Genomic DNA, 24568 nt, shown 5'->3' with positions numbered 1-24568 from the left:
TTTCACCTAGCGACGGTAATGCGCGCCACAGCGGGAAGGAACCCACCACAGGGCATCGATCGCTTGAGGCCGTTTCCGTCTTCGCCCCGTCCGCAAGGACTGTCGTGGATCCTGAGTTGTCAGCTCGGTGGGCTGCTGGGCCGACACGATTCGGGGCGTGCGGTCGCCTGGGACACCGCGTCCACGGCGCGGATGAAACCGAGATGGCTGAAGGCCTGGGGGAAGTTCCCGGCCAGACGCCCGCTTACCGGGTCGTACTCCTCAGCGAACAGGCCCAGGTCGGTGGCGTAACCGGTGAGCTGGTCCAGGAGGGTCTGGGCGTCGTCAATCCGCCCGCTACGGGCGTACTGCTCCACGAGCCAGAAAGTGCAGATCAAGAACGGGTACTCATCACCCTGCAGGCCATCCAGGCCGGTCTCGATGCGGTAGCGGCGCAGCAACCCGTGCTCGTCGGCCAGTTCGTGCTCGATCCGCGCCACGGTGCCGAGCATGCGCGGGTCGTCGTAGGCAATGAAGCCGGTGTGCGGCAGTTGCAGCAGGGAGGCGTCCACCTCGGTGTTGTCGTAGGTCTGTGTGAAGGAGTTGCTCTGTTTGTCGAAGCCGTGTTCCAGTATCTCGGTGTGCAACCGGTCACGCAGGCCCCGCCACCGCTTCGACGGGCCATCCAAGCCGTGTTCTTCGACGGCGCGGATGCCGTGGTTGAACGCCGCCCACATCATGGCGCGTCCGTGGACGAAGTTGGCCGGTTCCCCCCGCATTTCCCAGATCCCGTGGCCGGTGCGGTCGTAGTTGGCCTCGACGAAGCGCAGAAGATTCTTCTGCAGCCCCCAGGAGTACTCGTCCTCCTCGATTCCGGCATCGCGCAGGGCGGCCAAGGCAATCATGACCTCACCCACCACATCGGCCTGGTACTGGCCGGCGGCGCCGTTACCGATCCGCACCGGGGACGAGCCCTCATAACCGGCCAAATGGGGCAGCTCCACCTCGGGCAATTCACGTTCCCCGGCGATCCCGTACATGATCTGGATGTCCTCGGGGTCCCCGGCGACGGCGCGCAGCAACCAGTTGCGCCAGTGCATGGCGCCGTCGGTGAAGTGGTGGGTGATGAGGGTCTCGATGGTCAGGGCCGCGTCGCGCAACCAGGTGTAGCGGTAGTCCCAGTTGCGCACACCCCCGAAATCCTCGGGCAGAGACGTGGTGGGGGCGGCCACGATGCCACCGGTGTCACTGTTGGTCAACGCCCGCAGCACCCTCAAGGAGCGCAGCACGGCTCGGTCGTGATCGTTGTGCACGCTGACCCGGGCGGACCATTCTCGCCAGTAGGCGACGGTGCGGTCGAAGGCTTCCTGTGGATCCTCGGGGGTGGGCGGGAAGTGGTGGGACAGGTGCCAGGTCAGCACCCAGTCCAGGGACTCGCCTTCCGCTAGAGGGAACACGCCAGTGAGGCGGTCAGCGACCGCGCCCTGGTAGTCGTCGGGGTGGCCCTCCGGTGAGGCGTCGTGCCGCTCTTCCATGCCTTCTTGGGGTTCTATCTGCTGGGCTTCGTGGGGGTGCAGCAGGGGACCGGCCAGCAGCAGGGCATCGGGGCCGGCCACCGAGAGCAGCCCGCACGTTCCGGCGCCGTCGAGGTCCACCCGGCGGGTCCAAGGCTTGGCGCGGTTGTAGTCGAAACGGATCCGCAAGTCATGCTCGACCTCCACCTGGCCGTCCACACAGGCCACCCGCCGCACGAGGTCGGCGCGGTGGCTGCCTGGGGGCATGAAGTCGGTGACCACCACGGTGCCGGTGGGAGTGAACCAGGTGGTCTCCAGCACGAAGGTGCCCGGCAAATAACGGCGGGACACCACCTTCCCGTCCACCGCCGAGACCTTCCAGCGCCCGTCCTCCGGCCCCCCGAGCAGGGCGGTGAAAACGGCCGGGGAATCGAAGCGGGGGAAGCACAACCAGTCGATGCTGCCCTCTCGGGACACCAACGGACCGGTGTGCAGATCTGACAGCAGAGCGTAGTCCTCCAGCGGGGTGGAAGCTCGTCGGGCAGAGTCGGTGTCCATGGGCTCATTCAACCAAGGGAGCCTGGCGACACCCAGGGCAGGTCGGCGTAGCGTGCTGATATGGAGACCACCAGCACAGATAAGACCAGTGCGGAAAACACGGGCGCGGGCACCACAGGGATGGAGAGCATCGGGACCCTGGTGGTCCTGGGCGCCACCGGTGACCTCACTTCCCGGTTGCTGCTGCCCGGGCTGGGGCGGTTGCTCACGGAGCAGCCCGGGCGGCGGATCCGTCTGATTGGCGCCGACCTCGCCCCGCGCGACAGCCAGCAGTGGGCCGACACTGTGCGCGCGGCCTTTGACTCCGTGGAGGCCACCGGCCCGGCCGTGGACCATGTGCTGGCCCACGCCGAGTACCTGGTCACCGACGCCGCCTCGGCGGAGGACCTTCAGCAGGTGCTGGCCTCCGCCACCGGGATCCCGGCCCTGTACTTCGCCCTGCCGCCGGCGGTGACGGCCCAGGCCATTGCAGCGCTGCACGAGGTGGCACTGCCCGAGGGCACCGTGCTGGCCCTGGAGAAGCCCTTCGGGGTGGACCGTGCCAGCGCCGCTGCACTGAACCGTCAGCTGGCCTCCCTGGTGGAGGAGGACCAGGTCTTTCGGGTGGACCACTTCCTGGGCAAGTCCACGGTGCTCAACATCCTGGGGCTGCGCTTCGCCAACTACCTGTTCGAACCGTTGCTCAATCGCGATCACGTCGCGAAGGTCGAGATCGTCTACGACGAACAACTGGGCTTGGAGAACCGCGCCGGCTACTACGACCGGGCCGGGGCGATGGTGGACATGATCCAGTCCCACCTGCTGCAGGTCATGGCCCTGGTCACCATGGACGCCCCGCAGTCGGTGCACGCCACCGACCTGCGCGCGGCCAAGACCGAGGCCCTGCGCGCGGTCCGTCCCTTCGGCGGTGACCCGGTAGCGGCCAGTCGGCGCGCCCGCTACACCGCCGGCACCATCGAAGACCGCCGCCTTCCCTCCTACGTCGAGGAGCACGGGGTGGACCCGGAACGGGACACCGAGACCCTGGCCGAGGTCACCCTGGAGTCGAGCACCTGGAGGTGGTCAGGGGTCCCCTTCACCCTGCGCTCCGGTAAGGCCCTGGGAGCTGCCCGGCGGGATATCGCCATCACCTTCCGAGAGGTCCCGCACCTGCCCACCGGCCTGGACGGGCATCTCGAGCCGACGGTGCTGCGCCTCTGCCTGAAACCCGACGCGATGGTGCTGGAGCTCAACGTCAACGGCCCCGGCGATCCCTTCGTTCTGGATCGCGGCCGGCTCACCGCCGACTTCGGCGCCGGCCGGTTGAACCCCTACGGGGAGGTCCTGCACGGACTCCTGGACCGGGACCCGTCCCTGTCCCTTTCCGGAGCAGCCGCCGAGCACGCCTGGGGGGTCGTCGATCAGATCCGGGCAGCATGGCAGTCCGGGCAGGTGCCCCTGGAGGAGTACCCCGCCGGATCACCAGGACCGCAGAACTGGCAGTCATGATCCCCGCGGGGCGCGTGGCGGCGCAGGTCCGCAGCACAGACGGGGAGACCTGCGGGAAGGCGAACAAGTGATGGCGAAGAAGCACCCGGTGCAGGTTCGTCGGGCCTATGAAGAGCCCGCTGTGGGCGACGGCACCCGTGTGCTGGTCGACCGGCTGTGGCCCCGGGGACTGAGCAAGGACAAAGCCGATCTGGATGAGTGGTGCAAGACCGTCGCGCCTTCGACCGCGCTCCGGCAGTGGTACGGCCACGATCCAGAGCGTTTCGAGGAGTTCGCCCGCCGCTACCACACCGAACTCGCCGACCCCGAACGCGCCGAAGCCCTCCAGCACTTGCGCGAGCTGGCCCAGCGCGGGCCGCTGACACTGATCACTGCCACCAAGACCCCGCAGATCAGCGAAGCCGCCGTCCTAGCCGATCTGCTGCGGCGCTGACCTGCTCCTCACCGGCGCCCCGCCAAGCGCCCTGCGCGCCGGGGCGGATCGGAGGTCCCGGTCCGCCCTGTTGCTCACCATCCCACCGGGCCATGATGGGGCACGAAGGGCTGCCCCGCAGACCGAAGTGGGTCGCACTGGACGCTCTACCGGGCGTGGAGCAGCACATGAGCGACAGAAACCGGTTGGAAAGGATGGGGGACACCATGCAGATGGGACTGGTAGGACTGGGCAAAATGGGCGGGAACATGCGTGAACGCCTGCGCCAGGCCGGGCACACCATTATCGGCTACGACACCAACCCGGAGCTCTCCGACACCGAGAGTCTTGAGGCGATGGTGGGGCAGATCGACCGTGAACCGCAGGTCGTGTGGGTCATGGTCCCGGACAAAGTGGTGGACCCGGTGATCGAGGAACTGGCCGGGCTGCTGGGGGAGGGCGACGTCATCATCGACGGCGGCAACTCCCGCTGGATCCACGACGCCCCCCGGGCGCAGAAGCTCGCCGACAAGGGCATCGAGTACCTGGACTGTGGGGTCTCCGGGGGTGTGTGGGGCATCACCCAGGGCTACGCGCTGATGGTCGGCGGGGATGAAACGACCGTGGCGAAGGTCCAGCCGATCTTCGACTCCCTCAAGCCCGCCGGGGAGTTCGGCTTCGTGCACGCCGGGGAGCACGGCGCCGGCCACTTCGCGAAGATGGTCCACAACGGCATCGAGTACGCGATCATGCAGGCCTACGCTGAGGGCTGGGAGCTGCTCGAGGCTGCCGGTCATGTCACCTCGGTGCGGGAGACCTTCAACTCCTGGCGTGAGGGTTCGGTCATCAAGTCCTGGTTGCTGGACCTGGCGGTCAACGCCCTGAACGAGGACGAGCACCTCGACCGGTTGGCCGGCTACGCCGAGGACTCCGGGGAGGGCCGCTGGACAGTGGAGGCCGCTCTGGATCTGGCGGTGCCGGTCCCGGCCATCTCCAACGCCCTGTTCGCCCGGTTTACCTCCCGCCAGGACGAGGCCCCGGCGATGAAGATGATCGCGGCGATGCGCAACCAGTTCGGCGGGCATGCGGTGAAGGACGTGGCCACCGGGCCCGAGCACGTCGAAGCATCCCCTGGGGAAGAACCAGCCCACCCCGCCGAGCAGTAAGCCGGGCCCAATCCGGCCTGAACGAAGAAGGGCCCACAGGCGGCAGTACCACCATGCCAGCGCTACCGGTTGAGTCCACCGAGCCCCTCTCAGTGCTGGCCCACGTCCTGACCTTCGCTCGGTGCATTCTGGCCCGGGGGATCCAGCGGCTTGGCCGTCCGGGCCAGCATCTGCCGGTCTTCTGCCCCTGGATCCTTCTGCCAGGGCCAGCGCCCGGTGATCTCCAGTTCGAGGGAGAAGCTGAGGAACGTGCGGATCAGCACGATCACGGCGAGCACTCCGACCGACTGGAAGGTAGGAGTGACCGCCACGGTGCGGATGATATCGGCAGCCACCAACAGCTCCAGACCCAGCAGAATGGACCGGCCCAAGCCTTGCCGGTAGCGGTGGTACACGCCCTCCCCGGCACCTCCCCGTAGAAGAGCACCAACTGCGATGAGGGTGGCCAGGACCGCGCCCAAAACGATGGCGACCACCCCGGCCACATCAACGGCCTTACCCACGCTCTCCAAGATGCCCAGGAACTCCACGCTGCCCCCTTCCCTGTTCCACTCGGACCGGGTCACCAGAAAGCTCAGCCCCCCGTGGCCGACGCCCGTGGGAGGTGAGACTACTCGGAGCGCACCATCGAGTCATGGGCCACCAGATTCACGGTCGCAGAGGTTCCGGTATCACCGCCGCTCCCCATGTGAACCGGGGATTACCCCTGGATGCACCCGGACGACGAGCCAGGATAGGGCGCCCTCCGGATGCCATCCTGCAGAGAATCGGGAGGCGTTCACTCCTGACGGGTGGCCATGGCGGCGTCGTCGACCGGGGACTGTTGCGGGGACTCCATCCCCAACTCGGGGTGGTGTAGGTCTAGCGCCGGGCGCTCGGAGCGGATCCGCGGCAACGAGGTGAAGTTGTGCCGCGGCGGTGGGCAGGACGTCGCCCACTCCAGCGAACCGCCGAAGCCCCACGGGTCATCCACCTCGACCTTCTTGCCGTGGCGGGCAGTCGTCCACACGTTGTACAGGAACGGCACAATGGAGGCTCCCAGCAGCATCGCGCCGGCGGTGGAGATCTGGTTCATCCAGGTGAACCCGTCCTCGGGCAGATAGTCCGCATAGCGGCGCGGCATGCCCGAGACCCCGAGCCAGTGCTGGATCAGGAACGTGGTGTGGAAGCCCACGAACAGCATCCAGAACTGGATCTTCCCCAGCCGCTCATTGAGCATCTTGCCGGTGAACTTCGGCCACCAGAAGTAGAAGCCGGCGAACATGGAGAACACCACCGTGCCGAACACCACGTAATGGAAATGGGCCACCACGAAATAGGAGTCCGAGACGTGGAAGTCCAGCGGCGGGGTCGCCAGGATCACCCCGGTCAGGCCACCGAAGAGGAACGTGAACAAGAAGCCCAGCACCCACAGCATCGGCGTCTCGAAGGTGATCGAGCCCTGCCACATGGTGCCGATCCAGTTGAAGAACTTCACCCCGGTGGGCACGGCGATCATCATCGTCATGAAGGCGAAGAAGGACAGCATGACCGCGCCGGTGACGTACATGTGGTGGGCCCACACCGTCACCGACAGGGACGCGATGGCGATCGTGGCGAAGACCAGGCCCTTGTACCCGAAGACCGGTTTCCTCGAGAACACCGGGATGATCTCCGTGACGATCCCGAAGAACGGCAGCGCGATGATGTAGACCTCCGGGTGGCCGAAGAACCAGAACAGGTGCTGCCACAGCACCGGCCCACCGGCGACCGGGTCGAAGATGTGCCCGCCCAGAGTGCGGTCCATCCCCAGGGCGAACAAGGCCGCGGCCAAGGGTGGGAACGCCATGATCACCAGCAGAGCCGTCACCAGGGTGTTCCACGTGAAGATCGGGATCCGCCACATGGTCAGCCCCGGGGCGCGCATCGCAACAATTGTGGTGATGAAGTTGACTGACCCCATGATGGTGCCGAAGCCCGACAGCGCCAGGCCGAAGACCCACAGGTCGCCGCCCAGGCCGGGCGAGAACGAGGAGTTCGACAGCGGGGTGTAGGCGAACCAGCCGAAGGACGCCGCGCCCTGCGGGGTGATGAACCCGGCGGTGGCGATCAGCGAGCCGAAGAGGAAGAACCAGAACGCCAGGGCGTTCAGTCGCGGGAAGGCCACATCGGGGGCGCCGATCTGCAGGGGCATGATGACGTTGGCGAAGCCGGCGAACAACGGGGTGCCGAACATCAGCAGCATCAGTGTGCCGTGCATGGTGAACAGCTGGTTGTACTGCTCCTTCGTCGCCACCACCTGCAGGCCTGGTTCCCACAGCTCAGCGCGGATCAGCAACGCCATCACCCCGGCCAGGAGAAAGAACACGAAGGAGGAGATCAGGTACATGTACCCGATCGTCTTGTGGTCGGTCGACGTCAACCACCCCACGATCTTCCGCCCCTTGGACCGGGGCACGACCTGCGGTGCGACGGCGGAGCGGCGTTCCTCGGCGGTGTACTCATAGATGGCCATTGGAAGAACCTCCTAGCGCCCCAGGGGAAACACCGCAGCAACCGGCCACGCAACACTCACGCACCGGTACCACGCGCCCGGCCCCACGGTCTGCTATCTCCCGGAACTGCAACCCAGCAGTGAACTCCGACAGTACTCCCACGTCCTGTCTATGCCCATCGTCGTGTCCGGGCGAATCTCGCGGCGAAGGAACGCCCGGGGCTCTCATGGGTCAGACGTCCGGGTTCCGGACCGACAGCACCTCGCGCAATGTCCGTTCGTCTCATGAGCAATTCGCACGCACGCAGCACCAGCACATCGACGCCAGGGCCGGTAGTAGCACTGTTGCTCTGTGCTTCGCCTATGGCCAGCTACCGGCCACGACCTACGCGGGTCACGTTGCAGCAGGAGTTCTAGGAGTGCAGGGTCTCGGTCGGGGTGCAGCCGTACTGGGTGCGGTACTCGGTGGTGAACCGGGCGAGGTTGGGAAAGCCGCACCGGTGGGCGATAGCCGCCACGGTGTCTCCACGGGTGGAGTCGGCCGCCAGGAGCTCGTGGTGGGCGGCGTCCAGGCGTGCCGTGCGCAAATAGCCACCCGGGGTGGTGCCCAGGTGCTGGCAGAAGGCGAGCACCAGTTGATGCGCCGGGAGGCGGGCGGCCGCGGCGAGATGGGTCAGGTCGATAGGTTCGCCCAGGTGCTCGTCGATGTATCGCGCTGCTCGGCGGACGGGGCCGGGCAGGGGTGTGGTGGTTTCCTCCGGTCGGGGGTGGTCGGTGAAGGTGCTGGGAAAGCAGTGCAGCAGTGCGGTGGCCACCCGGCGTTGGGCTTCGGCGCGGATCAGGGGCACTGTGGCCGCGTCGGGGGTGTCCAGTACGTCACGCAGGTATCCCACGGCGCCGGCCCAGTGCTGGGCGGCGGCCTGGTGATGGGGGCGGGCGCCGGTGAGCCGGAACCGGAAGTCCTCCTGCTGCAGCAGTTCGCTCGCGTGGTCCTGGACCCAGGGGTGGTCCAGGGCCACGATGCTCAGATCGGTGGCCTCCATGGTGGAGGCGAATCGCTCCTGCGGCATCAGGTACGGGTCCACGCCCAGACGGTACTGCTCGCCGCCGGCGCGCACCGTCATGGCCCCGTCGCTCACCTGGGCGATGTTGATCGTCTGCGCCGACTCCACGCCCATGCGCACGGTCGAGCCCTGTCCCACCTGGGCCCGCCGAGACATGACCGGTCCGGCCACTGCCCAGGAGAGGGTCAACTGGAAGGTTTCGTCGGCGGGTGCGTGGACCTGAGCGCGGCCGATGAGCCGGCTCAAGGTCTCTGCGGCCTCTCCGGCGTTTGTGGTGGTGAAGGCACCACGGTGGACATCTTTCATGACCCGGAAACCCTACGGCCTGCAAGGCCCGGAAGGACAGGAAACGCGGCTGCTGTCCACGCAACGGGGGACGGCTACGTACTCCGGAAACGCAAAAGTGTGTTGGTGCGATAGTCGGTGGGAGCCTCACACGCGCAGGGCATGGAGAAGGCTACGCGGGACACCGGCATTGACGGTTTGGTGCGACTGACCCACCCCGTATTCGCGGTGGCCGACGGCGACCAACGTGTTCGACCCTCGTCGCGAGACGTGCGGACGGTTCTCGGTCGGCAAGCCAACTCGGGTGTCGTGCACTCTTGCCGCAGTCTCATCGCTTTGTCCACGACGTCTTGGGGTGCGCGGTCCGCCGTACCGTCTCAGCATGTGGATCAGCGCCACGTATGCCGTCTTGATTACTGGCGAGTCATGTTACTAGCTTGTTTTGCATAGACAAACGTCTAGTGCTCAATGCCTGGAGGTCTCCAATGGCGAGGATGTTGATGACCGTTGCCACGGGCGCGGGTGGGATGGCAGCTGCGGCGGCCATGTTCGAGCTGGGCCTGTCGGTCGGAACGAGTGCTGCGCCGGAGCCGGCGGCGATCGCTCTGCTCGTGATCGGGGCGGTGGCATTGATTGCCCGCATCGTCGTGGACTTCGAATCCCGGTCGCAGCGGCACGTTGATCGGTCCAGGGCGCAGGTCCAGGCCCGTCGGTACCAGCAGCAGCTTCTGGAAACAGCTCCCTGACAGCCGCCCCAGCTGCCCACGCACCTATTCTGGGGGCCAGGGTGGCAGGGTCCTTCAAAGAGTTCCCAGCGACCAAGCTTTACATCCGGCCTGCTATCGGCAACGTGACCTATGAAAGTTCTTTGGCAGGGTGGTACTCGTTCTCGCAGCGGGTGGCACTCTGGTCATCATCAGGTGGGACCGTCTGGGGCGGTCGACGCGGAACATGCTGACCTGCGCCGAAGCGCTATGGGGCAGAGGCGCCGGGCCGGCGGTGCTCAACCTCGGCGGGGGAGATGTGGACACCGCGACCCCGATCTGGTCGATGGTGTTCATCGTCATGGTGACGCCGGCACAGCGGGAGCTGGAGATCCAGCAGGAGCGGATTACCGACTCGGTCGCCAAACGGAGGGCCACCGGCAGGACCTCGGCGGGTGGCGCCCAACCTCCACGGACCCCCAGATCCACAACACGATCCACCTCATCGATGGAGGACAGGCCGCCTGCGACACGGGCATACCCCGGGCCACCCTCTACCGGCGCATCCAGGAGTTGCCAGAAAGCGCCGTATGAGAGCCACTCGGTGCATGTATATACGGGGTTCATGGGTGGGTACTGGGTGGGATGGGTCAACCGTCCTGGGCTTGGGCCAACTGGCGTCGTTGGTGTGCTCGGCGGCTGTAGGTGGCTTCGCGGATGGCATGGTCGCTGTCGAAGTTCGACCCCAGGGCCCCGGCCATGGTACCCAGGGAGGCAGCCAGCCACGACAGCCGCGCGTAGTCGGCCGGTCCGACCGGGTGGCCGAGCTGGGAGTGAAGGTAGCCGGTGTCGATGACCGCCACCGCGCTGATGAGCAGCACCAGGTAAAGAATCGCGTACATCAGCGCCACACTGAGTCCGACGGTGATGACGGTGGCGGCGTTGTCCCAGGCGGCCTGACGGCCGGCGAAGGTATTGCGCACGGAGCTCCCTGTAGTGGTCCACAACCCGTTGTGCAGGATGAGCCAGCTGCTCAGAGCGGCGATGACCACCACGCTGATCAGTGCTAGCCGACCCGGGTGCAGGGCATCGGCCATGGACCAAATGGAGGTGTAGAAGATACCGAAAGCCCCGGTGGCCGCCGCCGCGGCGACGCAGCTGGAGAGCGCCGACAGCAGCCGGTGCGGGCGATTGTGGCGGACCATCCCGGCCAGCAGGCGCAACCGGTTCCACGATCCCGGCACGGTGACATAGGCAGTGTCCTCACCAGCGGAAGACTGCCGACGAATGGCGCCGTGGCCGACGGCCTGGCGGGCGGCAGGCTGGGAGGGATAGTCCTCACTGCCGTGTTGCACCGAGTCAATCAGTGTCACCAGCAGCCGGCGGGTGCGGGCGGTGACCCGCCAGCATCCCAGGGTGGGCAGGGAGACCAGGGTGGCGCGAGTGGTGGAACTGAGCTCGCACACCATCGGCTCGCCCCCGTGGGTGCGGGGCAGGTCGGTGAGGTAGATGAGATAGTCCCAGCCGCGCTCCTCCCGGATCCGGGGGGCCTGATCGAGCAGCGGGATGTCCCCTTCGGCGGTCAGCGGCAGGGTGCCCCGGTCGGACTCCACCCGCCACTGCACCCGCGCGTCGATGTGCTCGGCCAGATCCCGCTCCAGATCCTCGGCCACGACGCCAGCCACCTTCTCAGGCAGCCCCGGATCGGCCATCACCCCGATCGTCACCGCACGAGAACCCAGCCGCTGATCAGACCCTTGAACATCACTCACACGATCATCATGGGCTATCCCGGAAGACCTGATCTGCGTGCCATGGGGAGCCCAACACGGTCCGCGCGCATGGTTCATGAGGCGCAGGAAAGGTCCGCATCCGGGTGCGCGGTGCGGAGCGACTACCTGCCCACCTTTTCGACGGCGGCCCGCGATCCTGACTGGCGTCGGACCCGACATGGACCCTGGTTCCCGCCGACAGACCCGCTGTGGGCGCTCAGCCCGGTCCAGAGAACGTGCGAACCCACATTCCGATGGGCTTGATGAGTTTCACCGTACTGCGGGCGGCCTGGGTGTGCAGAGGTGATAGTGCTTGCTGGGTTAGTGCTGATTGAATGAGGCGCATGGCTGATCAGCGTGCTGAGCACAGCTCCACCCCACTCGTGGAGCAATTCGCCCGCGGCGGCCGCCCCACCGACGCCCGGGCCCTGCTGGACGAGCTGGTCGGCTACGCCGCCGACCTCGGGCTCTACGCGGAGGAATACGCCCCGGCTATCCAGCGGTTGGCCGGGAACTCCCCTCAGGCCTTCAGCCATCTGAGCTTCATCCGGACAACCGACGCGGTGGAAGAAGCCACCGGAGAAGACCGGCTGTCCGAACGGGATCGACGTCCCACGGCCGGCCATCCTGTACCAAAAGGAGCAGGGCCAGGCGTGTGAGCCGGCTCCTGCGAATTCTTGCCTGGCAGCGATGATTTCCAGACCATCTGAGAGGGTCTTCACATGCGCAGACGGAAGCTATCCGCCTACCTCCTGGTCGGAGTGGTCGCTGTCTGCGCTGTGGGGGCGGGGAGATCCTTTCAGCTCGGATACCCCGCCGCTGCCGTTCTGGCTGCCGCGGTAGCCGTTGTTGTTCTTCTGATCGCCGAGCATGCAGCCACGCAGAATCAGAACAACGCCACCAACAGTGCGACCACCGGAGGGTCCGACGGCGCAGTCCTGCTCTTCATGACGACGTTCCTGGGCATTGGGGTGCTGAGCATTCTCGCCACCGCGGTGTTCCGGTTCCTGGAGGGCGCGATGCTTAAAGGCGCGTCCTGGCTGGCGCTGGATCTCGTGTTTGCCGTCGCAGGCATCTGGTTCCTTCGCGACCACTGGCCCAGCTGACGTCGTCCCAGCACCGAGAGATGGAGGAGGGCTGGCATCCGCCGAACAGCTCTGACCGGGTCAGGTCACCCGCTAGGCGGTGTGGTTGCCATGACGGTAACGGCACAAATTTCTAGGCCGGGCCAAGATGTGCAGGACATCCCCTCGGGGGTCCCACCGGGAGTTCCGATAGATTGAGACGAATTTTGGCTGCGACGAATCGGGTGCCCTGAGGGAACGTCGAAGCGAGCGAGGCTTTCTCGTCAGTGGGCACGCCTCGAAGCGGTAAGGAGCCAGCATGTGGGCGGAACTCTTCCTCACCCCCTCGGATGCCGTGACGGTGGCCGTCGCCACGACCGGCATCTACTGGGCGTTCGTCGTGCTCGTCCGGATGCTCGGACAACGAGCATTGGCAAGGATGTCCAGCACTGACCTGGCCACCGCTATCGCTTTGGGCGCCGTCATCGGCCGCGCTGCCCTGGGGTACACGCCCACGCTCGGAGCGGGACTGGTCGCTCTACCCACGTTGTTCGCCATGCAGGCCCTGGCCGGTCAGTTGCGGCGCTGGACCCATTCGTCACGGCTGCTGATCAACCGTCCCGTGCTCATCATGGCCGGAAGCGAGGTCTTGCATGAGAATCTGCGTAGGACCCACGTGGTGGAGGATGAGCTGTGGCCCCAGCTGCGCCTGGCCGGCATCCGCCATTGCTCGGAGGTGGCCTGTGTGGTCCTCGAGCCCACCGGTGAGATCAGCGTACTGCGGCGTGGGGTGGCGTTGGATCGCCGCTTGATGGCTGCTGTGCACGGCGTGGAGCATCTCCCGGACCATCTCTTCGGCCACGACCAGTAGGCCGTGCTGTGTTGTCGCGACCGGCCCGGCAGAGGGCATGCGTAGATCCGGGCGCCGCGCCCAGGAACACGACCTCGGCGGGGGATTGGCGACAGACACGGCGATCCTCGTACCCCTGGAACTGCAGCGACTCAGCTGGTGTTCACCTGCCCGGGGAGCCCAGAAGGATTAATGCAGGGTAGACGGGTGGCCGCGGTGACCCCCAGTGCCACGATGAGGATCAGCGCCGAGACCCCCGATGCATACAGCCCGACCGCTGTGTAGCCGCCCACCTGGGACGGGTCGAGGAAGAAATAGGGATACCACCCCACCATGCTGCCCCGGATCAGCGTGTAGAGGGCCCACAGGAGCGGATAGACCATGGTGGCCCACACGGTCGAGAGGCGCAATCGGTGCCGACCTGGTCCCATCACGAAGTCCAGGACGGCGTAGACGGGCAGCACGAAGTGCAGCACCTTCGACGACAAGGGAACGAGGAAGAGGTAACCGAACAGTTCCGCGTTGAGGAGCATGGCGGTGAATACGATTCCGGAAACGAGCATGTAGGTGGTGGCCAGGCTCCGCAGCGCGGTCAACCACACCGGTTCACCACCACGGAAGACGTGGTGGAACAGCGCCAGCAGCAGAGTCACCACCAGCAAGATGGTGCTGTGGACGGTGAAGTAGCTGAACAGATTCGTGCCCAGACAGGTGCGGGTCACGAAGGCGCAACTGGAGCGGGAGGTGAGGGCGCCGATCGCCACGGCCAACGCCCCGATCCGGAGGGCCAGCATGACACGACGCATGGACCCCCCTCTGTGCCAGGCAGCTACGGCAGGCCACCTCGCCCAGAATAGAGGCCCGATTCCGATGACCACGATCATCCAACGGGAGGCAGGAAGGGACGGACGCCGCCGTCGACCCTGGGCACCTAGGCTGACGGCAACAGTTTCCCGTCCTGCCGGTGAGGAGCGCCTGATCATGCACCCGCCTTCGACACCGATGCGGCGGTCCCCCGCACGCCTTCCCCAAGGCTGGTTCGTTGTGGCCATGGCCTGCACCGCCTTGGCCGGATGCGCGAATCCAGGTGGCGATGAGCCCGCCGGGCCGGGTTCCGCGCCCAGCCCGTCGACCACAGTCCCTGCATCCGGTGGGCCGACCAGCGATCCTGCGCCGGACACGGGCCCCTGGGGGGCCTACAGCAACCAGGCGGAGGCCTGCGCGGCCGTGGCCGGACACGTGCTGACGCTGTCCGTGCTGCCCTCCAGCCTGAGGGTCACCTCACGCGTGGCGGACGTGCAACGGGTGGAGGACGAGGTGGCGACCATGGTCGCGACCGCCCCTGACGATCTCGTCGCAGAGCTGTCCCGCATCCAGTTGCTGGTCGACACCTACGGTGAGGAGCTGGCCGCTGAGCAGTCACCTACCACAGCGCCCACCGCGGCCCCGGCGCAGCTCAACACTCCAGCACTGGAGGAGTCTCTGGAGGAGATCAGGGGCTGGTTGACGGACTCGTGCACCGACCCAGAAAACGGCAGATAGGCCCGCGCCGCCCTGCCGCAATCGGGCCGGCCGGTCAGCACGGGCTTGGGGTGAGCGGCTCCGGTGGATCACCCGGTGCGGGTGACCGTGGCGTCGGTGAGGATCAGCTCCTCCCTGCGATTGACGAAGTACTGGGCCTCCTGCTGGCTTGTCACCTGCTGCAGAGCTTCCAGATCCTCGATGGTGAAGACATCTCGTTTGTCCACGGTGCCAGTGACCTCCACATCGTCTCCGCGCATGAGCCCCTCGGGCAGCTCATCGGCTACGACGACGGTGTCTTCGGCTCCGATGGTGATCACCCCGTGGGCGAGTACTTCTTGCACCTCGTTGGTCATCGTCATGGTCTGACCGATCAGTTCTTCGGTGGGGATGTCGGACTGATCGGCTTGTGTCAGCTCGGTCTCGCTGGTGCATCCGGTCACGGCCCCGCCCAGCAACAGGCATCCTGCTGCGAGACGAAGCGCTGGTCGTGTCGGGGACATCGCTGTCCTCCTTGGCGGTTGTGGTTTCGTGGGTTTCGCCGAAAAGGGTGGAGCGACCGGTGATCGCTACCCCAGCGAGGTGAGCAGTTCGGCGCAGGCGCTCTCGCAGCGCCGGCAGGCCTCGGCGCAGACCCGGCAGTGCTCATGCATCGCGGCGTGGGAGGCGCACTCGTCTCCGCACGCTTTGCACGCCACCCGGCAGGCCTCCAGCACGGCCCGGGTGATGTTCGCGTCGTAGCCGGTGTGCCGTGACAGCACCCGACCGGTGGTCTCGCACAGGTCTGCGCAGTCCAGGTTGGTGCGGATGCACTTGGTCAGCTCCGCCACCATGTCCTCGGACAGGCACGCGTCCGCGCAAGCGGTGCAGGTCTGGGTGCACTCGAAACAGGCGGCGATGCACTCGGCCAGCTTGCCCTTGTCTACGTGTCCCAGATCCTTCGGGTAGGTCTCGAGCATCGAGGTGATGTGGGTCATGACTTGCTCCTTCTCTCGGGCCCCGCATGGGCGGCGGTACGTCGATCTGGTGCGGAGGCCACCCCGACTCCCAATTGACAGTAACCTTGCGATGCTGGGGGCGGGAAGGCTTACCAGGCCGTAGCACAGGGATCGGCAGAGCACTCCCACTGAACTTTCATGGTTGTCCCGGGTTGGCGGCCCCTGGGGGGAGCGACGGGGACGCGGGAATTCTGCCCGGGCGCGATGATCGTGCCGGTTCAGTGGCCGCCCGCGCCCCGGAACGGGTCGGTTCGACGGTGGGCGAGGTGCTGTTCCACCTGCTGCAGGTCATGGGGATGGGGGTCCTGGGCGCGGAACTCGTCCATCAGCACGTCGATGTGGTCACGAGTCCACCCTGTGGCACCGGGATGGATGGTGGCCCGGTCGGTGCGGGCTGCTAGATCAATTAAGGATTTCAGCACGGGCACGTACCCGAGAGCATGGGGGCGGATGTGGTCGAAGGGCATGGCCACGATCTCTTCCAGCTCCACGGGACGGTAGTGGACCCGGGCGGTTCCGTCGTGCACGAGGGTGTTGGCAGGGGCGGGGCGGGAGACGGCGATCGCGATGCCGGCGGCCAGTTCCTCGATGGCGTTAATCGCGGTGTACGGGTCGTTGGTGCCCGGGGAGAGGGCGCGCACGGCCAGCTCGACGACCTGCTGCTGGGCGAAGCGGACATCCTGGTCGGAGGTGCGGGCGTCGGCGGTGCGCAGGCAGCGCCGCACCTGCTCAGCGAGGTCCTCGGCTTGCGCTTCGGGCCAGACCCGGGCCAGAGGTTCCGTGGCGAGGAGGTGATCACCGACCCGGGGGACCAGCTCGAGGACGGCGTCCTGGTCGGCGGCCAGGTCCCGGAGGCGTTCAAGGTCGGCTTCGACGAGGTAGCCGGTCGTCCCGGCGGGGATCTCGGCCCCGCCGGGACGCAGGGCGCTGGTGCGCGTCGCGTCCTCGGGGGGCTGTTCAGGGTGCCACCGTTCGAGGGCCGCCCGGAAATCACGACGCACCCGGTGCACGAGGGTATCTACCTGGACGGAGGCGGCGATGTGGTGGATGAACCACACGAGCAGAGCGACGTCGGCCACGGCCAGGACTACGGCGAGGTTGACGGCCAGGTGCGGGACGAAAGGGGCGGCCAGGTTATCACCGGCCGATCGGATGGTGCGCAGCACCAGCAGCGCATAGAGGAACGTGGCCACCAGCACCCCGAGCACGAGCTGGTTGCCGCGGTCGGCCATGAAGTTGCGCACCAGCCGCGGCCCGTAGGTGGAGCTGGCGGTGGCGACCACGGAGATGGTGATGGAGAAGGCGGTGGCTGCCACCGCCAGCATCGAGGTGCCGATGGCCGCCAGCATGGACCGGGACCCGTCGATGCCCACCGCATACACCCAGGAAAACCAGGGAGAGGACGGGGCATCGGGCAACACACGGTCGATGGCCACCACCGCCTGGGCCAGGAGCAAGGCGGCGAGCAAGCACAGCGCGGGGACGAACCAGAAGGCCCCGGCCACCCGGTGCCACCACCCCGACAGGTTCCTCATCGCCTCAGCCTAAAAACCGTCGCCGCAGCCGTCCACGCTCACCCACGGGGTTACTCCTCGATGCCGGTGATCACGGCCAGCAGCACCGAGTAGAGCACCAGGCCGATGGAGAACCACGCGAAGCTGGAGGAACGGTTGGTGGGGACCTCTTCCTTGAAGACGTTCAGCAGCACGGATCCGCCCAGCAGGGCGGTGAGCAGAGCCACCAGCAGGGTGCTGGTGGGGGCGAAGATCGCCGCCAGCACCCAGCCGGCCACCAGGGCAGCGGCCAGCAGAAGCCGGCCGTGGGCGCGGAACCGGTGCGGATAGTGCTCTTTCAGGCCGCGGTCGGTGAGCACGAAGTGCAGGCCCATGGCCACGGTGAACAGCACGGCGAACAGCAGCCCGGTGCGGACCCGCAGGACCATGGTGTAGGTGATCAACACGTTGTAGACCATGAACGAACCCAGGTGCAGCCAGTACACCCCGGCCGACTCCACGGCCCCGCCCCGCGGGGGGCCGGCCGTGGACGCCGGGGTGGTGTCCCGGGCGCCGTGGGTGGTGGCCAGGCGCTCCAGCCCGTAGAAGGCGGTAAACCCGGCCAGAGCGATTAGGAAGATGCCCAGCTCCAGCAGCGGGGTGGGTTCGAGCACATCGGAGAGGGCATCGCCGATGGCCTCGTTGCCGGCGGCGATCTCCGGGAGCAGGTGCAGGAAGACGTAGGCCACGGCCAGCCCACCGGCGAAGGAACCCATGTAGCGCTCGGGCACAAAGGGCAGCTTGCGGATGTGCGGGGCGGCCAGGTGCAGTCCGGCCAGCACCGCGGTCAGGGCCGCGGCGATCCACACACTGGCGGTGGTGGAGGGTTCAAAGGTTCCCATGCGGGTTCTCCTGGTCGTGGTCGGGGGCGGATGCTTGCCCACCGGCTGGGGGTTGCGGGTGGTTGTCCGGTGCGGTGGGGGAGGGGTGGTCGCGCAGGAAGTAGGCGCCTAGGGAGCCGGCGAGGGTGGCGAACACGGCCACGGAGTAGACGGCCAGGACCACCTGCAGGACCTTGGAGAAGGGATCGGTGGTGGTGATGCCGCTGCCGGTGACGGTGGCCAGGGCCGCCTCGTAGAGGGCGGTGGTGTAGTCGGTGTGCGATTCCACGGCATAGAGCAGCTGGCTGGCGGCCAGCACCACCACCACGGTCACCGCCGCCAGCCATCCGATGCGGCTGGAGAGCAATCGCCCGGCCGACCGCGACCCGCGCACCCCGGCCGAGACGATGCCCCCGGCCCGGGCCAGGCGGCTAAGCCGGGCCAGGCGTACCAGACGCAGTGCCTGCAGGGCCCGGACGAAGCGCAGGAACGGGAGCAACAGGAACAGCACCTGCCACCAGTTGCGGCGCCAGAACGCGGCCTGGAACCCGGCGATGTAGGCCCGCAGCCCGAACTCGGCCACGAACAGGGCCCAGAACACCCAGCCGATGATGCTCAAAGCCCGGCTCCACCCCGGTTCGGTGACCAGCAACTGGCCCAGCACCACGAACAGGAAGACGATCCCGAGGAAGCCCATCGGCCGGTCCAGGCGGGCGGCCAGGGCCTCGGCCGCGGCCATCTCCTGGGCCGGGGCGCGAGCCGGGCGGCTGCTCACAGCTGCTCCGCCCCGCCCACGTCCTGGAGGGCCGAGCCATTGCCGTACTGGCTGGTGGTGATCACGCTGAGCTTGCCGTTGGTCTCCAGCACCACCGCCTTGACCTGTGACAGGTCCCCGGCGCCCTGCATCCGCACCGCCTGGCGCAGCTCGGAGACCGTGAGCCGGTTGGCCCGCAACGCGTCATGGCGGATCCGCCCGTCGGCCAGCAGCAGGGCCGGCTCAGCAGTGAACACGCCTCGGACTTTCGGCCATCGCGTCGACACCCAAGCCACCAGGAACTGCAGCCCGGCCAGCAGGCCCAGAGCAGTAGCGCCTTCAGCCCAGGAGACGTCCGAGCTGAGCAGGATGGTGGCCAGGGTTGAACCCAGGGAGACGGTCACCACGAAGTCAAAAGCATTGAGCTGCCCCAGGGTCCGCTTGCCCGAGGCCCGCAGGATCACCACCAGCACCGTGTAGGCGGCCGCCCCGACCAATAGGATCCGGGCGATTGCCGGCCAGGAATCAATCCACACGAGGATCTCCTTCCGTCGTGGTCAGGACCGCGACGAGACAGTGGGGCCTCATGCGGCCGTCTCCTCGTACTGTTTGCGCTGCGGTTCCTGGCGGGCCAGCCACGCACTCACCGGGGCAGTGGACAGCCCGTGGACGAGTACCGAGGCGGTGATGGCCATGGTGGTGTAGACGAAGACCTCGTGGTGGCCGGTGTGCCGTTCGGCCAAGGTCGCGTAGAAGAGTGCGGAGACCCCGATCGGCCCGAACCAGGACAGGAAGAACGTCTCGGGACGGTCGTGCACTCCTTTGAGCAGGGGCCGCAAAGCCCACAGAGTCACCAGGCGGCGCACCAGCACCGCGGCCAGCAACACCACCGGCGGGCCCCAGCCCAGCTGCGCCCACGCCGACCAGGGCAGGACCAGGCCGATGAGCACGAAGATCGGCAGCAGGAAGAAGCGGTTGACCACGTCATCGACCTTGTCCTCCTGCTCCTCCTCCCACTGCGGGATCACCTGACCGAAGACCGCGGCGGCCACGAACACCGCCAGCACCGCATCCGTGCCCAAGAGCTTCCCCGCCCCCAGCACGAACAGCCCGAAGGGCACCAGGAAGCCCAGATACGAGCTCTCCTCCATGAAACCCCTGCTCCGCACGACCACGAACAGCTTCCCCAGCAGGTACCCGACCACCGCCCCGAAGAGCCCGGCCCCGAGGACCTCCCACAGCAGCACCTTCGTCAACAACTCCTGCCACGCCTCACCGGGTTTGGTGAGAAGCAGCACCGGCAGCATGACGAACAGGTAGCCCAACCCGTCGTTGATCCCGCTCTCGGCCGAGAGATTGTGCCGCACCCGCTCCGGAATCCGCTGCTCGGCCAGCGATCCGGTGACCACCGGGGTGGTCACCACCGGGTCGGTGGGGGTGATGATCGCCCCCAGCAACAGCGCCAGCAGGAACGGCACCCCCAGCAGCCCCCACAGCACCCCGGTGGCCACCACCAGCATCAGGGCCATGCCCACCCCGATGATCACCACGATCCAGCGTGCATTGGCCCGCCAGTACCCGTGGGGCAGGCGCATGGCCACCCCGGCCAGGCCCACCCCCAGCGTGATGCGTGCCGCCTGCTCCAGCAGGGTGCCGGTGGGCACCCCGAAGTCCTCGACCCGCAGCAACCCCAGGGCGTGGGGTCCGATCAGCACCCCGAAGGCCAAGGCCAGCACGGGACCGGGCAGGCTCGCCTGCTGCAGCAGCGAGGAAAAAGCCGACAGCCCCAAGATGAGCCCTGCGAACAGCGCCAACACCAGGTTGATTTCCAGCATGTGCCTTCCCTCCTGAATGCTGCGGGCAATGGTTCCCCATGGGTGCGGATCGGCGGCACGGAAGACAAAACCCCGGCACGACACCGCCGAAGGTTCCACAGTAACCTTAGCAATGGAGGGGTCAGCAAGGGCCGCCGGCGTCGGCGGTCCAGGTCCTCGGGTGCCGACGATGCCCCACCGCGACATGGACACCGATCCGGAAGAGAGAATATTCATGCAGGTCGCTCTAACGGTCCTCGGCGTGGTGATCATCGTGGCCGGGCTGCGCGACATGTACCACAGCCTGCTGCACCCCAGCGGCAAAGGAGCGATCAGTCACTGGGTGATCGCCGCGGTGTGGAAGGCCTCGAAAGCGACCGGGCACCGTTTCGGCTCCGCCGTCGGCCCGGCCGCGATGGTGGCCGTGGTCGTGCTGTGGGTCGCGATGCAGGGCGTGGGGTGGGCGCTGGTCTACGCCCCGCACGTTCCCGGTGGCTTCGTCTACTCCTCCGGGATCGACCCGGCCCAGTACCACGACTTCGTCGAGTCCCTCTACGTCTCCCTCGTCACCCTGGCGACCCTGGGCTTCGGCGACGTGGTGGCCACCGACCCGTGGGTGCGCATGGCCGCCCCGTTGGAGGCCCTGACCGGGTTCGCGCTGCTGACCACCGCTCTGACCTGGTTCACCCAGGTCTACCCACCCCTGTCCCGCCGCCGGGCCCTGGCCCTGGACCTGAAGGGGCTGGCCGACAGCGGCTACGCCGACCGCCTCCCACGGCTGGACCCGGTGGCCGCCGCGGCCGTGTTGCACACCCTGGCCTCTCAGATCGCCAAGGCTCGCATCGACCTCACCCAGCACACCGAGAGCTACTACTTTCAGGAGGAGGACCCTGACCTGTCCCTGGCCCGGCACCTGCCCTACGCCCTCACCCTGCGCGACACCGCAGCCGCCAGCCCCACGCCGGAACTGCAGGCCGGCGCTGGGGTGCTCGACCAGGCGCTAGAGCAGCTCGGCACCAAACTGCGCGAAGACTTTGTGGACGCCGGTTCAGACCTGCAGGAGGTGTTCACCTCCTACGCCACCGACCACGCCCGCACCCCTCGCGCCTGAGCACACCACATCACCACGCATGGCAGTGACACACCGCCTATTCGTTTCCGGGGAGGGCAGGGGCACTGCGCGGAGAACACGAGCCATCACGAGCCAGAGCCCCTCAGTGGGCCGATCTGAGGAAGTGGTCCCTGTGTCACCGATCCCACCATTTCGCGCATATGCGGTCCACGCCTCCGGCCCGCAACACTCAACGACGTCAGACCAACCCGTGCTGGCAGATCGCGCATCCTCCCCACCGCATCGATCCGCAATTCACGTGTCTGTCTCGCCGTGGGCTGACGGGTTGGGGCGGGCAACCTCCCGGGGTGTGCAGGTGCTCATCCTCACCCTCGTCACCATGGTGGTGATCTACGCGCTGATGGCCGTCAAGATGGTTGTCCTGGCGGTGCTGATCGCCCTCATCCTGGCCTCGGCGACCCGGCCGGTGGTCAGCTGGCTGGAACGCCACGGGTGGGCCAGTACCTGGGCGGCGGCTCTGGTGTTCATCACACTGGTGTTCGTGCTCGGTGCCGTGGTCACCGTGGTAGTGCTGCGCATCAGCGATGACCTGGACGAGTTGGTGGTTTCCGCCACGGCAGGGTGGCAACAGCTGGAGGAACTATTCGAATCCGGGTCCCTTCCGGTGCCGGTGGACTCCACCGCCGTCTACGCCGCACTGTCACAGATCAACGACTACTTCACCGGGGCTGCCCTACGGCGCAACGCCATCACTGGACTTACCGCGGTCACCGAGATGATCACCGGGACCATCCTGATGGCCGTGGTCCTGTTCTTCTTCCTCAAGGACGGACCGCAACTGTGGAACTTCGCGTTGCGTTGGTTCATCGGCGAGCACCGGGCGAAACTGGCCGAGTCCGGTGACCGGGCGGTGCGTATTCTCGGTGGGTACGTGCGTGGCGTCATCGTGGTCGCCAGCGTCGATGCGGCCTTCATCGGGCTGGGACTGTTCTGGATCGGGGTGCCGCTGGTAATCCCGTTGACGATTATCACGTTCCTGGCTGCGTTCGTCCCGATCATCGGGGCGGTGGCCGCCGGGATCCTGGCTGCCTTGGTGGCGCTGCTGACCCATGGGCCCGGAGCGGCGCTGATCGTCGTCGTCATCGTGGTCGTCGTCAACCAGCTCGAAGGCAACCTCCTGCAACCGATCGTCATGGCCCACACCTTGAGCCTGCACGGACTGGTGGTCCTTCTGGCCTTGTCCATCGGCGGCCTGCTCGGCGGTGTGGCCGGGGCGGTCCTGGCTGTGCCACTGACCGCCGTCACCTGGGCGGTCCTGCAGGTATGGACCACTGGCTACCAAGCCGGGGACGACCCAGTGCTGGGCCCCGACCCCGTCTCGGGCCAGGGAGTCGCCGAGCGGACCAGCCGTCAGCACCGCGGCAAATACCGGCGGATGCGTCGGCAGGATCCCCGCTGGAGCACACCGTCTACCGAGACCCCACTCTCTTCCCCGGAACAGACGTCGGGCAGCGGCCGGGCCCCCTGACAACTGGAGCCAGACGAAGACGTATCGGATCCTCGTCGGTGCTGGGAGGCTTCCCGAGAGCCGGCAGATTCCGGGGCGCACCACCGGACGCGCGGCGCGATACCCGGAGACACTCGATGACGAGCACGGACCGGATGGCTCGCCCATGGGGGCGCATCCCCATGCCTGCGGGACGTCCTGACCGGTGCGGGTAGACACCTACGTGAGGGACGGACTATCCCCGCAGGACGTGGGCTGCTGGGTTCCGTCGGCTGTGATTCTGCACTCCAACGGCCATGCCATGGACATCACGGTTGAAGACGGGCAGATCGTCGAGGCCCCAGGACGGGCGATGGAGCGAGTCAACCGCGGCCGACATGGGCCGCCCATTGACCTATCAGCGCGGAATCGTCCTACGGTGGGGAGATGATGCGCATCCGACAGGTGAGCTGGTGGGTGTTCTTTGTCGCGGTGGCCGCGGCCGTGGTCAGCGCGGTCGGGTTGGCGTGGTTTCAGCGCTGGGACGGGGCGTTGCGTTTCACCGCCATCACCGTCGTCCTGGTGTTGACGCGCCGGGCCCAGGTACCGATTCCTTTCGTGGCGGCTTTCGCTGTACTGGCGCAGCTGGCGATGTGGGGCTCGGTCCAGCACTGGTACCGCCAGATACCGCACTTCGACACCGTGGTGCACGTGGTGACCCCGGGCAGCCTCGCGGCGGTGTCCTACTTCCTCCTGGCAGATGCTCGTCTGTTGCCTGATCCCTGGCAGCAGGAGACTCGTACTCGCAGATGGGCGCCGGTGGTGTGGGTGGCCCTGATCGGTGTGACCGCAGCGGTGGTCTGGGAGTACTACGAGTGGGTTGTGGAGCAGATCAGCCCGGCAGGAATGCATGTGGGTTACACCGACACCATCGTGGATCTGTTCGCCGGGATGTGCGGTTCCCTGGTGGCCGGGGCGCTGGTCTTGCACTGGACCCGCCGCCGGTCTCAGCGCTGACCCCCTCATGTCGGGTTTTGCCTTGGGGCCGGGGACGTCACGGGGTGGTCACAGCTTCCTCCCAAGTGGGCCCCAAGTGTCCCCATGCCCTGTCACAGCCGCCGAGGAAGGCCCCTGGAGTCCGGGGTTTTCCCTTGTCCGGGCGGTGAAGGCGTTCTTACCGTGAATGGACACGCGATCGGGACCGTTGCAGTCAGGCGACG

23 protein-coding genes and 2 pseudogenes are annotated in these 24568 nt (G+C 67.0%); 12 read left to right on the top strand and 13 right to left on the bottom strand.

Features of this window, described 5'->3' with window-relative positions; genetic code table 11:
- Positions 1-119: 119 nt before the first annotated feature.
- Complete coding sequence (locus tag GMA12_RS16950) at positions 120-2051, bottom strand: glycoside hydrolase family 15 protein (RefSeq protein ID WP_156270683.1); 1932 nt, start codon at positions 2049-2051, stop codon at positions 120-122.
- Between the two features lie 60 nt (positions 2052-2111).
- Between GMA12_RS16950 and GMA12_RS16945 the strand changes: the two genes are divergently transcribed.
- The 3 genes from GMA12_RS16945 (at position 2112) to gnd (ending at position 5117) form a co-directional block, all read left to right on the top strand.
- Positions 2112-3539: a glucose-6-phosphate dehydrogenase gene (locus GMA12_RS16945; protein ID WP_156270682.1), complete on the top strand. Its 1428-nt coding sequence runs from the start codon at positions 2112-2114 to the stop codon at positions 3537-3539.
- Positions 3540-3609: 70 nt separating this feature from the next.
- Positions 3610-3972 (top strand): DUF488 domain-containing protein, encoded by a 363-nt coding sequence (locus GMA12_RS16940; protein ID WP_156270681.1) that lies wholly within the window; start codon positions 3610-3612, stop codon positions 3970-3972.
- Positions 3973-4139: 167 nt separating this feature from the next.
- On the top strand, positions 4140-5117 hold the full coding sequence (gene gnd, locus GMA12_RS16935) for a phosphogluconate dehydrogenase (NAD(+)-dependent, decarboxylating) (protein WP_240898929.1): 978 nt from the start codon (positions 4140-4142) through the stop codon (positions 5115-5117).
- 182 nt (positions 5118-5299) lie between these two features.
- Here the strand turns inward: gnd and GMA12_RS16930 are convergent.
- From GMA12_RS16930 to GMA12_RS16920, 3 genes and pseudogenes are all read right to left on the bottom strand, one after another.
- Positions 5300-5647, bottom strand: a pseudogene (locus GMA12_RS16930) (DUF1622 domain-containing protein); the annotation flags it as partial.
- A 248-nt stretch (positions 5648-5895) separates the two neighbouring features.
- Positions 5896-7611 carry an aa3-type cytochrome oxidase subunit I gene (gene ctaD / locus GMA12_RS16925; RefSeq protein WP_156270679.1) on the bottom strand — a complete coding sequence of 572 codons (1716 nt, stop codon included), beginning with the start codon at positions 7609-7611 and terminating at the stop codon, positions 5896-5898.
- 392 nt (positions 7612-8003) lie between these two features.
- The gene (locus tag GMA12_RS16920) at positions 8004-8810 is read right to left on the bottom strand and encodes a helix-turn-helix domain-containing protein (RefSeq protein ID WP_156270678.1); all 807 of its coding nucleotides are present in this window, start codon (positions 8808-8810) and stop codon (positions 8004-8006) included.
- Between the two features lie 629 nt (positions 8811-9439).
- Here GMA12_RS16920 and GMA12_RS16915 point away from each other — a divergent pair.
- Positions 9440-9685 carry a PEP-CTERM sorting domain-containing protein gene (locus GMA12_RS16915; protein ID WP_162460000.1) on the top strand — a complete coding sequence of 82 codons (246 nt, stop codon included), beginning with the start codon at positions 9440-9442 and terminating at the stop codon, positions 9683-9685.
- 205 nt (positions 9686-9890) lie between these two features.
- A pseudogene (locus tag GMA12_RS19640) lies at positions 9891-10028 on the top strand (recombinase family protein); the annotation flags it as partial.
- A gap of 265 nt (positions 10029-10293) precedes the next feature.
- Here the strand turns inward: GMA12_RS19640 and GMA12_RS19635 are convergent.
- Complete coding sequence (locus GMA12_RS19635) at positions 10294-11415, bottom strand: hypothetical protein (RefSeq protein ID WP_156270676.1); 1122 nt, start codon at positions 11413-11415, stop codon at positions 10294-10296.
- Between the two features lie 344 nt (positions 11416-11759).
- Between GMA12_RS19635 and GMA12_RS16900 the strand changes: the two genes are divergently transcribed.
- The 3 genes from GMA12_RS16900 (at position 11760) to GMA12_RS16890 (ending at position 13350) form a co-directional block, all read left to right on the top strand.
- Complete coding sequence (locus GMA12_RS16900) at positions 11760-12074, top strand: glycoside hydrolase family 15 protein (RefSeq protein ID WP_156270675.1); 315 nt, start codon at positions 11760-11762, stop codon at positions 12072-12074.
- Positions 12075-12137: 63 nt separating this feature from the next.
- Positions 12138-12521: a hypothetical protein gene (locus GMA12_RS16895; protein WP_156270674.1), complete on the top strand. Its 384-nt coding sequence runs from the start codon at positions 12138-12140 to the stop codon at positions 12519-12521.
- 277 nt (positions 12522-12798) lie between these two features.
- Complete coding sequence (locus GMA12_RS16890) at positions 12799-13350, top strand: DUF421 domain-containing protein (RefSeq protein ID WP_156270673.1); 552 nt, start codon at positions 12799-12801, stop codon at positions 13348-13350.
- 131 nt (positions 13351-13481) lie between these two features.
- On the opposite strand, the gene GMA12_RS16885 is transcribed toward GMA12_RS16890, so the two are convergent.
- On the bottom strand, positions 13482-14123 hold the full coding sequence (locus tag GMA12_RS16885; protein WP_156270672.1) for a Pr6Pr family membrane protein: 642 nt from the start codon (positions 14121-14123) through the stop codon (positions 13482-13484).
- A gap of 433 nt (positions 14124-14556) precedes the next feature.
- On the opposite strand from GMA12_RS16885, the gene GMA12_RS16880 reads away from it, so the two are divergent.
- Positions 14557-14871: a hypothetical protein gene (locus GMA12_RS16880; RefSeq protein WP_156270671.1), complete on the top strand. Its 315-nt coding sequence runs from the start codon at positions 14557-14559 to the stop codon at positions 14869-14871.
- Between the two features lie 68 nt (positions 14872-14939).
- On the opposite strand, the gene GMA12_RS16875 is transcribed toward GMA12_RS16880, so the two are convergent.
- From GMA12_RS16875 to GMA12_RS16845, 7 genes are all read right to left on the bottom strand, one after another.
- Positions 14940-15353, bottom strand: coding sequence for a hypothetical protein (locus GMA12_RS16875; RefSeq protein WP_156270670.1), 414 nt, complete (start codon positions 15351-15353; stop codon positions 14940-14942).
- 66 nt (positions 15354-15419) lie between these two features.
- Entirely contained in the window at positions 15420-15827 is a 408-nt protein-coding gene (locus GMA12_RS16870) for a four-helix bundle copper-binding protein (RefSeq protein WP_156270669.1), read from the bottom strand.
- Positions 15828-16066: 239 nt separating this feature from the next.
- Positions 16067-17383, bottom strand: coding sequence for a DUF2254 domain-containing protein (locus GMA12_RS16865; protein ID WP_156270668.1), 1317 nt, complete (start codon positions 17381-17383; stop codon positions 16067-16069).
- 50 nt (positions 17384-17433) lie between these two features.
- Entirely contained in the window at positions 17434-18243 is an 810-nt protein-coding gene (locus GMA12_RS16860; RefSeq protein WP_156270667.1) for a ZIP family transporter, read from the bottom strand.
- Positions 18230-18997 (bottom strand): hypothetical protein, encoded by a 768-nt coding sequence (locus tag GMA12_RS16855; protein WP_370831973.1) that lies wholly within the window; start codon positions 18995-18997, stop codon positions 18230-18232. The genes GMA12_RS16860 and GMA12_RS16855 overlap by 14 nt, the downstream gene beginning before the upstream one ends.
- On the bottom strand, positions 18994-19512 hold the full coding sequence (locus GMA12_RS16850; protein WP_162459999.1) for a DUF421 domain-containing protein: 519 nt from the start codon (positions 19510-19512) through the stop codon (positions 18994-18996). Before GMA12_RS16850 ends, GMA12_RS16855 begins: the two co-directional genes overlap by 4 nt.
- Before the next feature lie 48 nt (positions 19513-19560).
- Positions 19561-20811, bottom strand: a complete 1251-nt coding sequence (locus GMA12_RS16845) for a cation:proton antiporter domain-containing protein (RefSeq protein WP_240898928.1) — start codon at positions 20809-20811, stop codon at positions 19561-19563.
- A gap of 214 nt (positions 20812-21025) precedes the next feature.
- On the opposite strand from GMA12_RS16845, the gene GMA12_RS16840 reads away from it, so the two are divergent.
- The 3 genes from GMA12_RS16840 (at position 21026) to GMA12_RS16830 (ending at position 24365) form a co-directional block, all read left to right on the top strand.
- Positions 21026-21901: a potassium channel family protein gene (locus tag GMA12_RS16840; protein WP_156270666.1), complete on the top strand. Its 876-nt coding sequence runs from the start codon at positions 21026-21028 to the stop codon at positions 21899-21901.
- Between the two features lie 310 nt (positions 21902-22211).
- Positions 22212-23390: an AI-2E family transporter gene (locus tag GMA12_RS16835; protein ID WP_162459998.1), complete on the top strand. Its 1179-nt coding sequence runs from the start codon at positions 22212-22214 to the stop codon at positions 23388-23390.
- Between the two features lie 405 nt (positions 23391-23795).
- Positions 23796-24365: a DUF2238 domain-containing protein gene (locus tag GMA12_RS16830; protein WP_156270664.1), complete on the top strand. Its 570-nt coding sequence runs from the start codon at positions 23796-23798 to the stop codon at positions 24363-24365.
- The last annotated feature ends 203 nt before the right edge of the window (positions 24366-24568 follow it).

Origin of the sequence: Kocuria sediminis (assembly GCF_009735315.1) — a bacterium.
Taxonomy (GTDB): domain Bacteria; phylum Actinomycetota; class Actinomycetes; order Actinomycetales; family Micrococcaceae; genus Kocuria; species Kocuria turfanensis.
Note: the sequence above shows the minus strand (reverse complement) of the source record. Positions and strands in the feature narration are given on the sequence as shown.

Bases quoted from the DNA above. Each gene is read 5' to 3' on its own strand.
- GMA12_RS16895 (WP_156270674.1), top strand. From the start codon at position 12,138: ATGCGCAGACGGAAGCTATCCGCCTACCTCCTGGTCGGAGTGGTCGCT.
- gnd (WP_240898929.1), top strand. From the start codon at position 4,140: ATGAGCGACAGAAACCGGTTGGAAAGGATGGGGGACACCATGCAGATG.
- GMA12_RS16865 (WP_156270668.1), bottom strand. From the start codon at position 17,383: ATGAGGAACCTGTCGGGGTGGTGGCACCGGGTGGCCGGGGCCTTCTGG.
- GMA12_RS16860 (WP_156270667.1), bottom strand. From the start codon at position 18,243: ATGGGAACCTTTGAACCCTCCACCACCGCCAGTGTGTGGATCGCCGCG.
- GMA12_RS16915 (WP_162460000.1), top strand. From the start codon at position 9,440: ATGACCGTTGCCACGGGCGCGGGTGGGATGGCAGCTGCGGCGGCCATG.
- GMA12_RS16940 (WP_156270681.1), top strand. From the start codon at position 3,610: ATGGCGAAGAAGCACCCGGTGCAGGTTCGTCGGGCCTATGAAGAGCCC.
- GMA12_RS16875 (WP_156270670.1), bottom strand. From the start codon at position 15,353: ATGTCCCCGACACGACCAGCGCTTCGTCTCGCAGCAGGATGCCTGTTG.
- GMA12_RS16900 (WP_156270675.1), top strand. From the start codon at position 11,760: ATGGCTGATCAGCGTGCTGAGCACAGCTCCACCCCACTCGTGGAGCAA.
- GMA12_RS16885 (WP_156270672.1), bottom strand. From the start codon at position 14,123: ATGCTGGCCCTCCGGATCGGGGCGTTGGCCGTGGCGATCGGCGCCCTC.
- ctaD (WP_156270679.1), bottom strand. From the start codon at position 7,611: ATGGCCATCTATGAGTACACCGCCGAGGAACGCCGCTCCGCCGTCGCA.
- GMA12_RS16945 (WP_156270682.1), top strand. From the start codon at position 2,112: ATGGAGACCACCAGCACAGATAAGACCAGTGCGGAAAACACGGGCGCG.
- GMA12_RS16870 (WP_156270669.1), bottom strand. From the start codon at position 15,827: ATGACCCACATCACCTCGATGCTCGAGACCTACCCGAAGGATCTGGGA.
- GMA12_RS16950 (WP_156270683.1), bottom strand. From the start codon at position 2,051: ATGGACACCGACTCTGCCCGACGAGCTTCCACCCCGCTGGAGGACTAC.
- GMA12_RS16890 (WP_156270673.1), top strand. From the start codon at position 12,799: ATGTGGGCGGAACTCTTCCTCACCCCCTCGGATGCCGTGACGGTGGCC.
- GMA12_RS16840 (WP_156270666.1), top strand. From the start codon at position 21,026: ATGCAGGTCGCTCTAACGGTCCTCGGCGTGGTGATCATCGTGGCCGGG.
- GMA12_RS16920 (WP_156270678.1), bottom strand. From the start codon at position 8,810: ATGTCTCGGCGGGCCCAGGTGGGACAGGGCTCGACCGTGCGCATGGGC.
- GMA12_RS16830 (WP_156270664.1), top strand. From the start codon at position 23,796: ATGATGCGCATCCGACAGGTGAGCTGGTGGGTGTTCTTTGTCGCGGTG.
- GMA12_RS16845 (WP_240898928.1), bottom strand. From the start codon at position 20,811: ATGCTGGAAATCAACCTGGTGTTGGCGCTGTTCGCAGGGCTCATCTTG.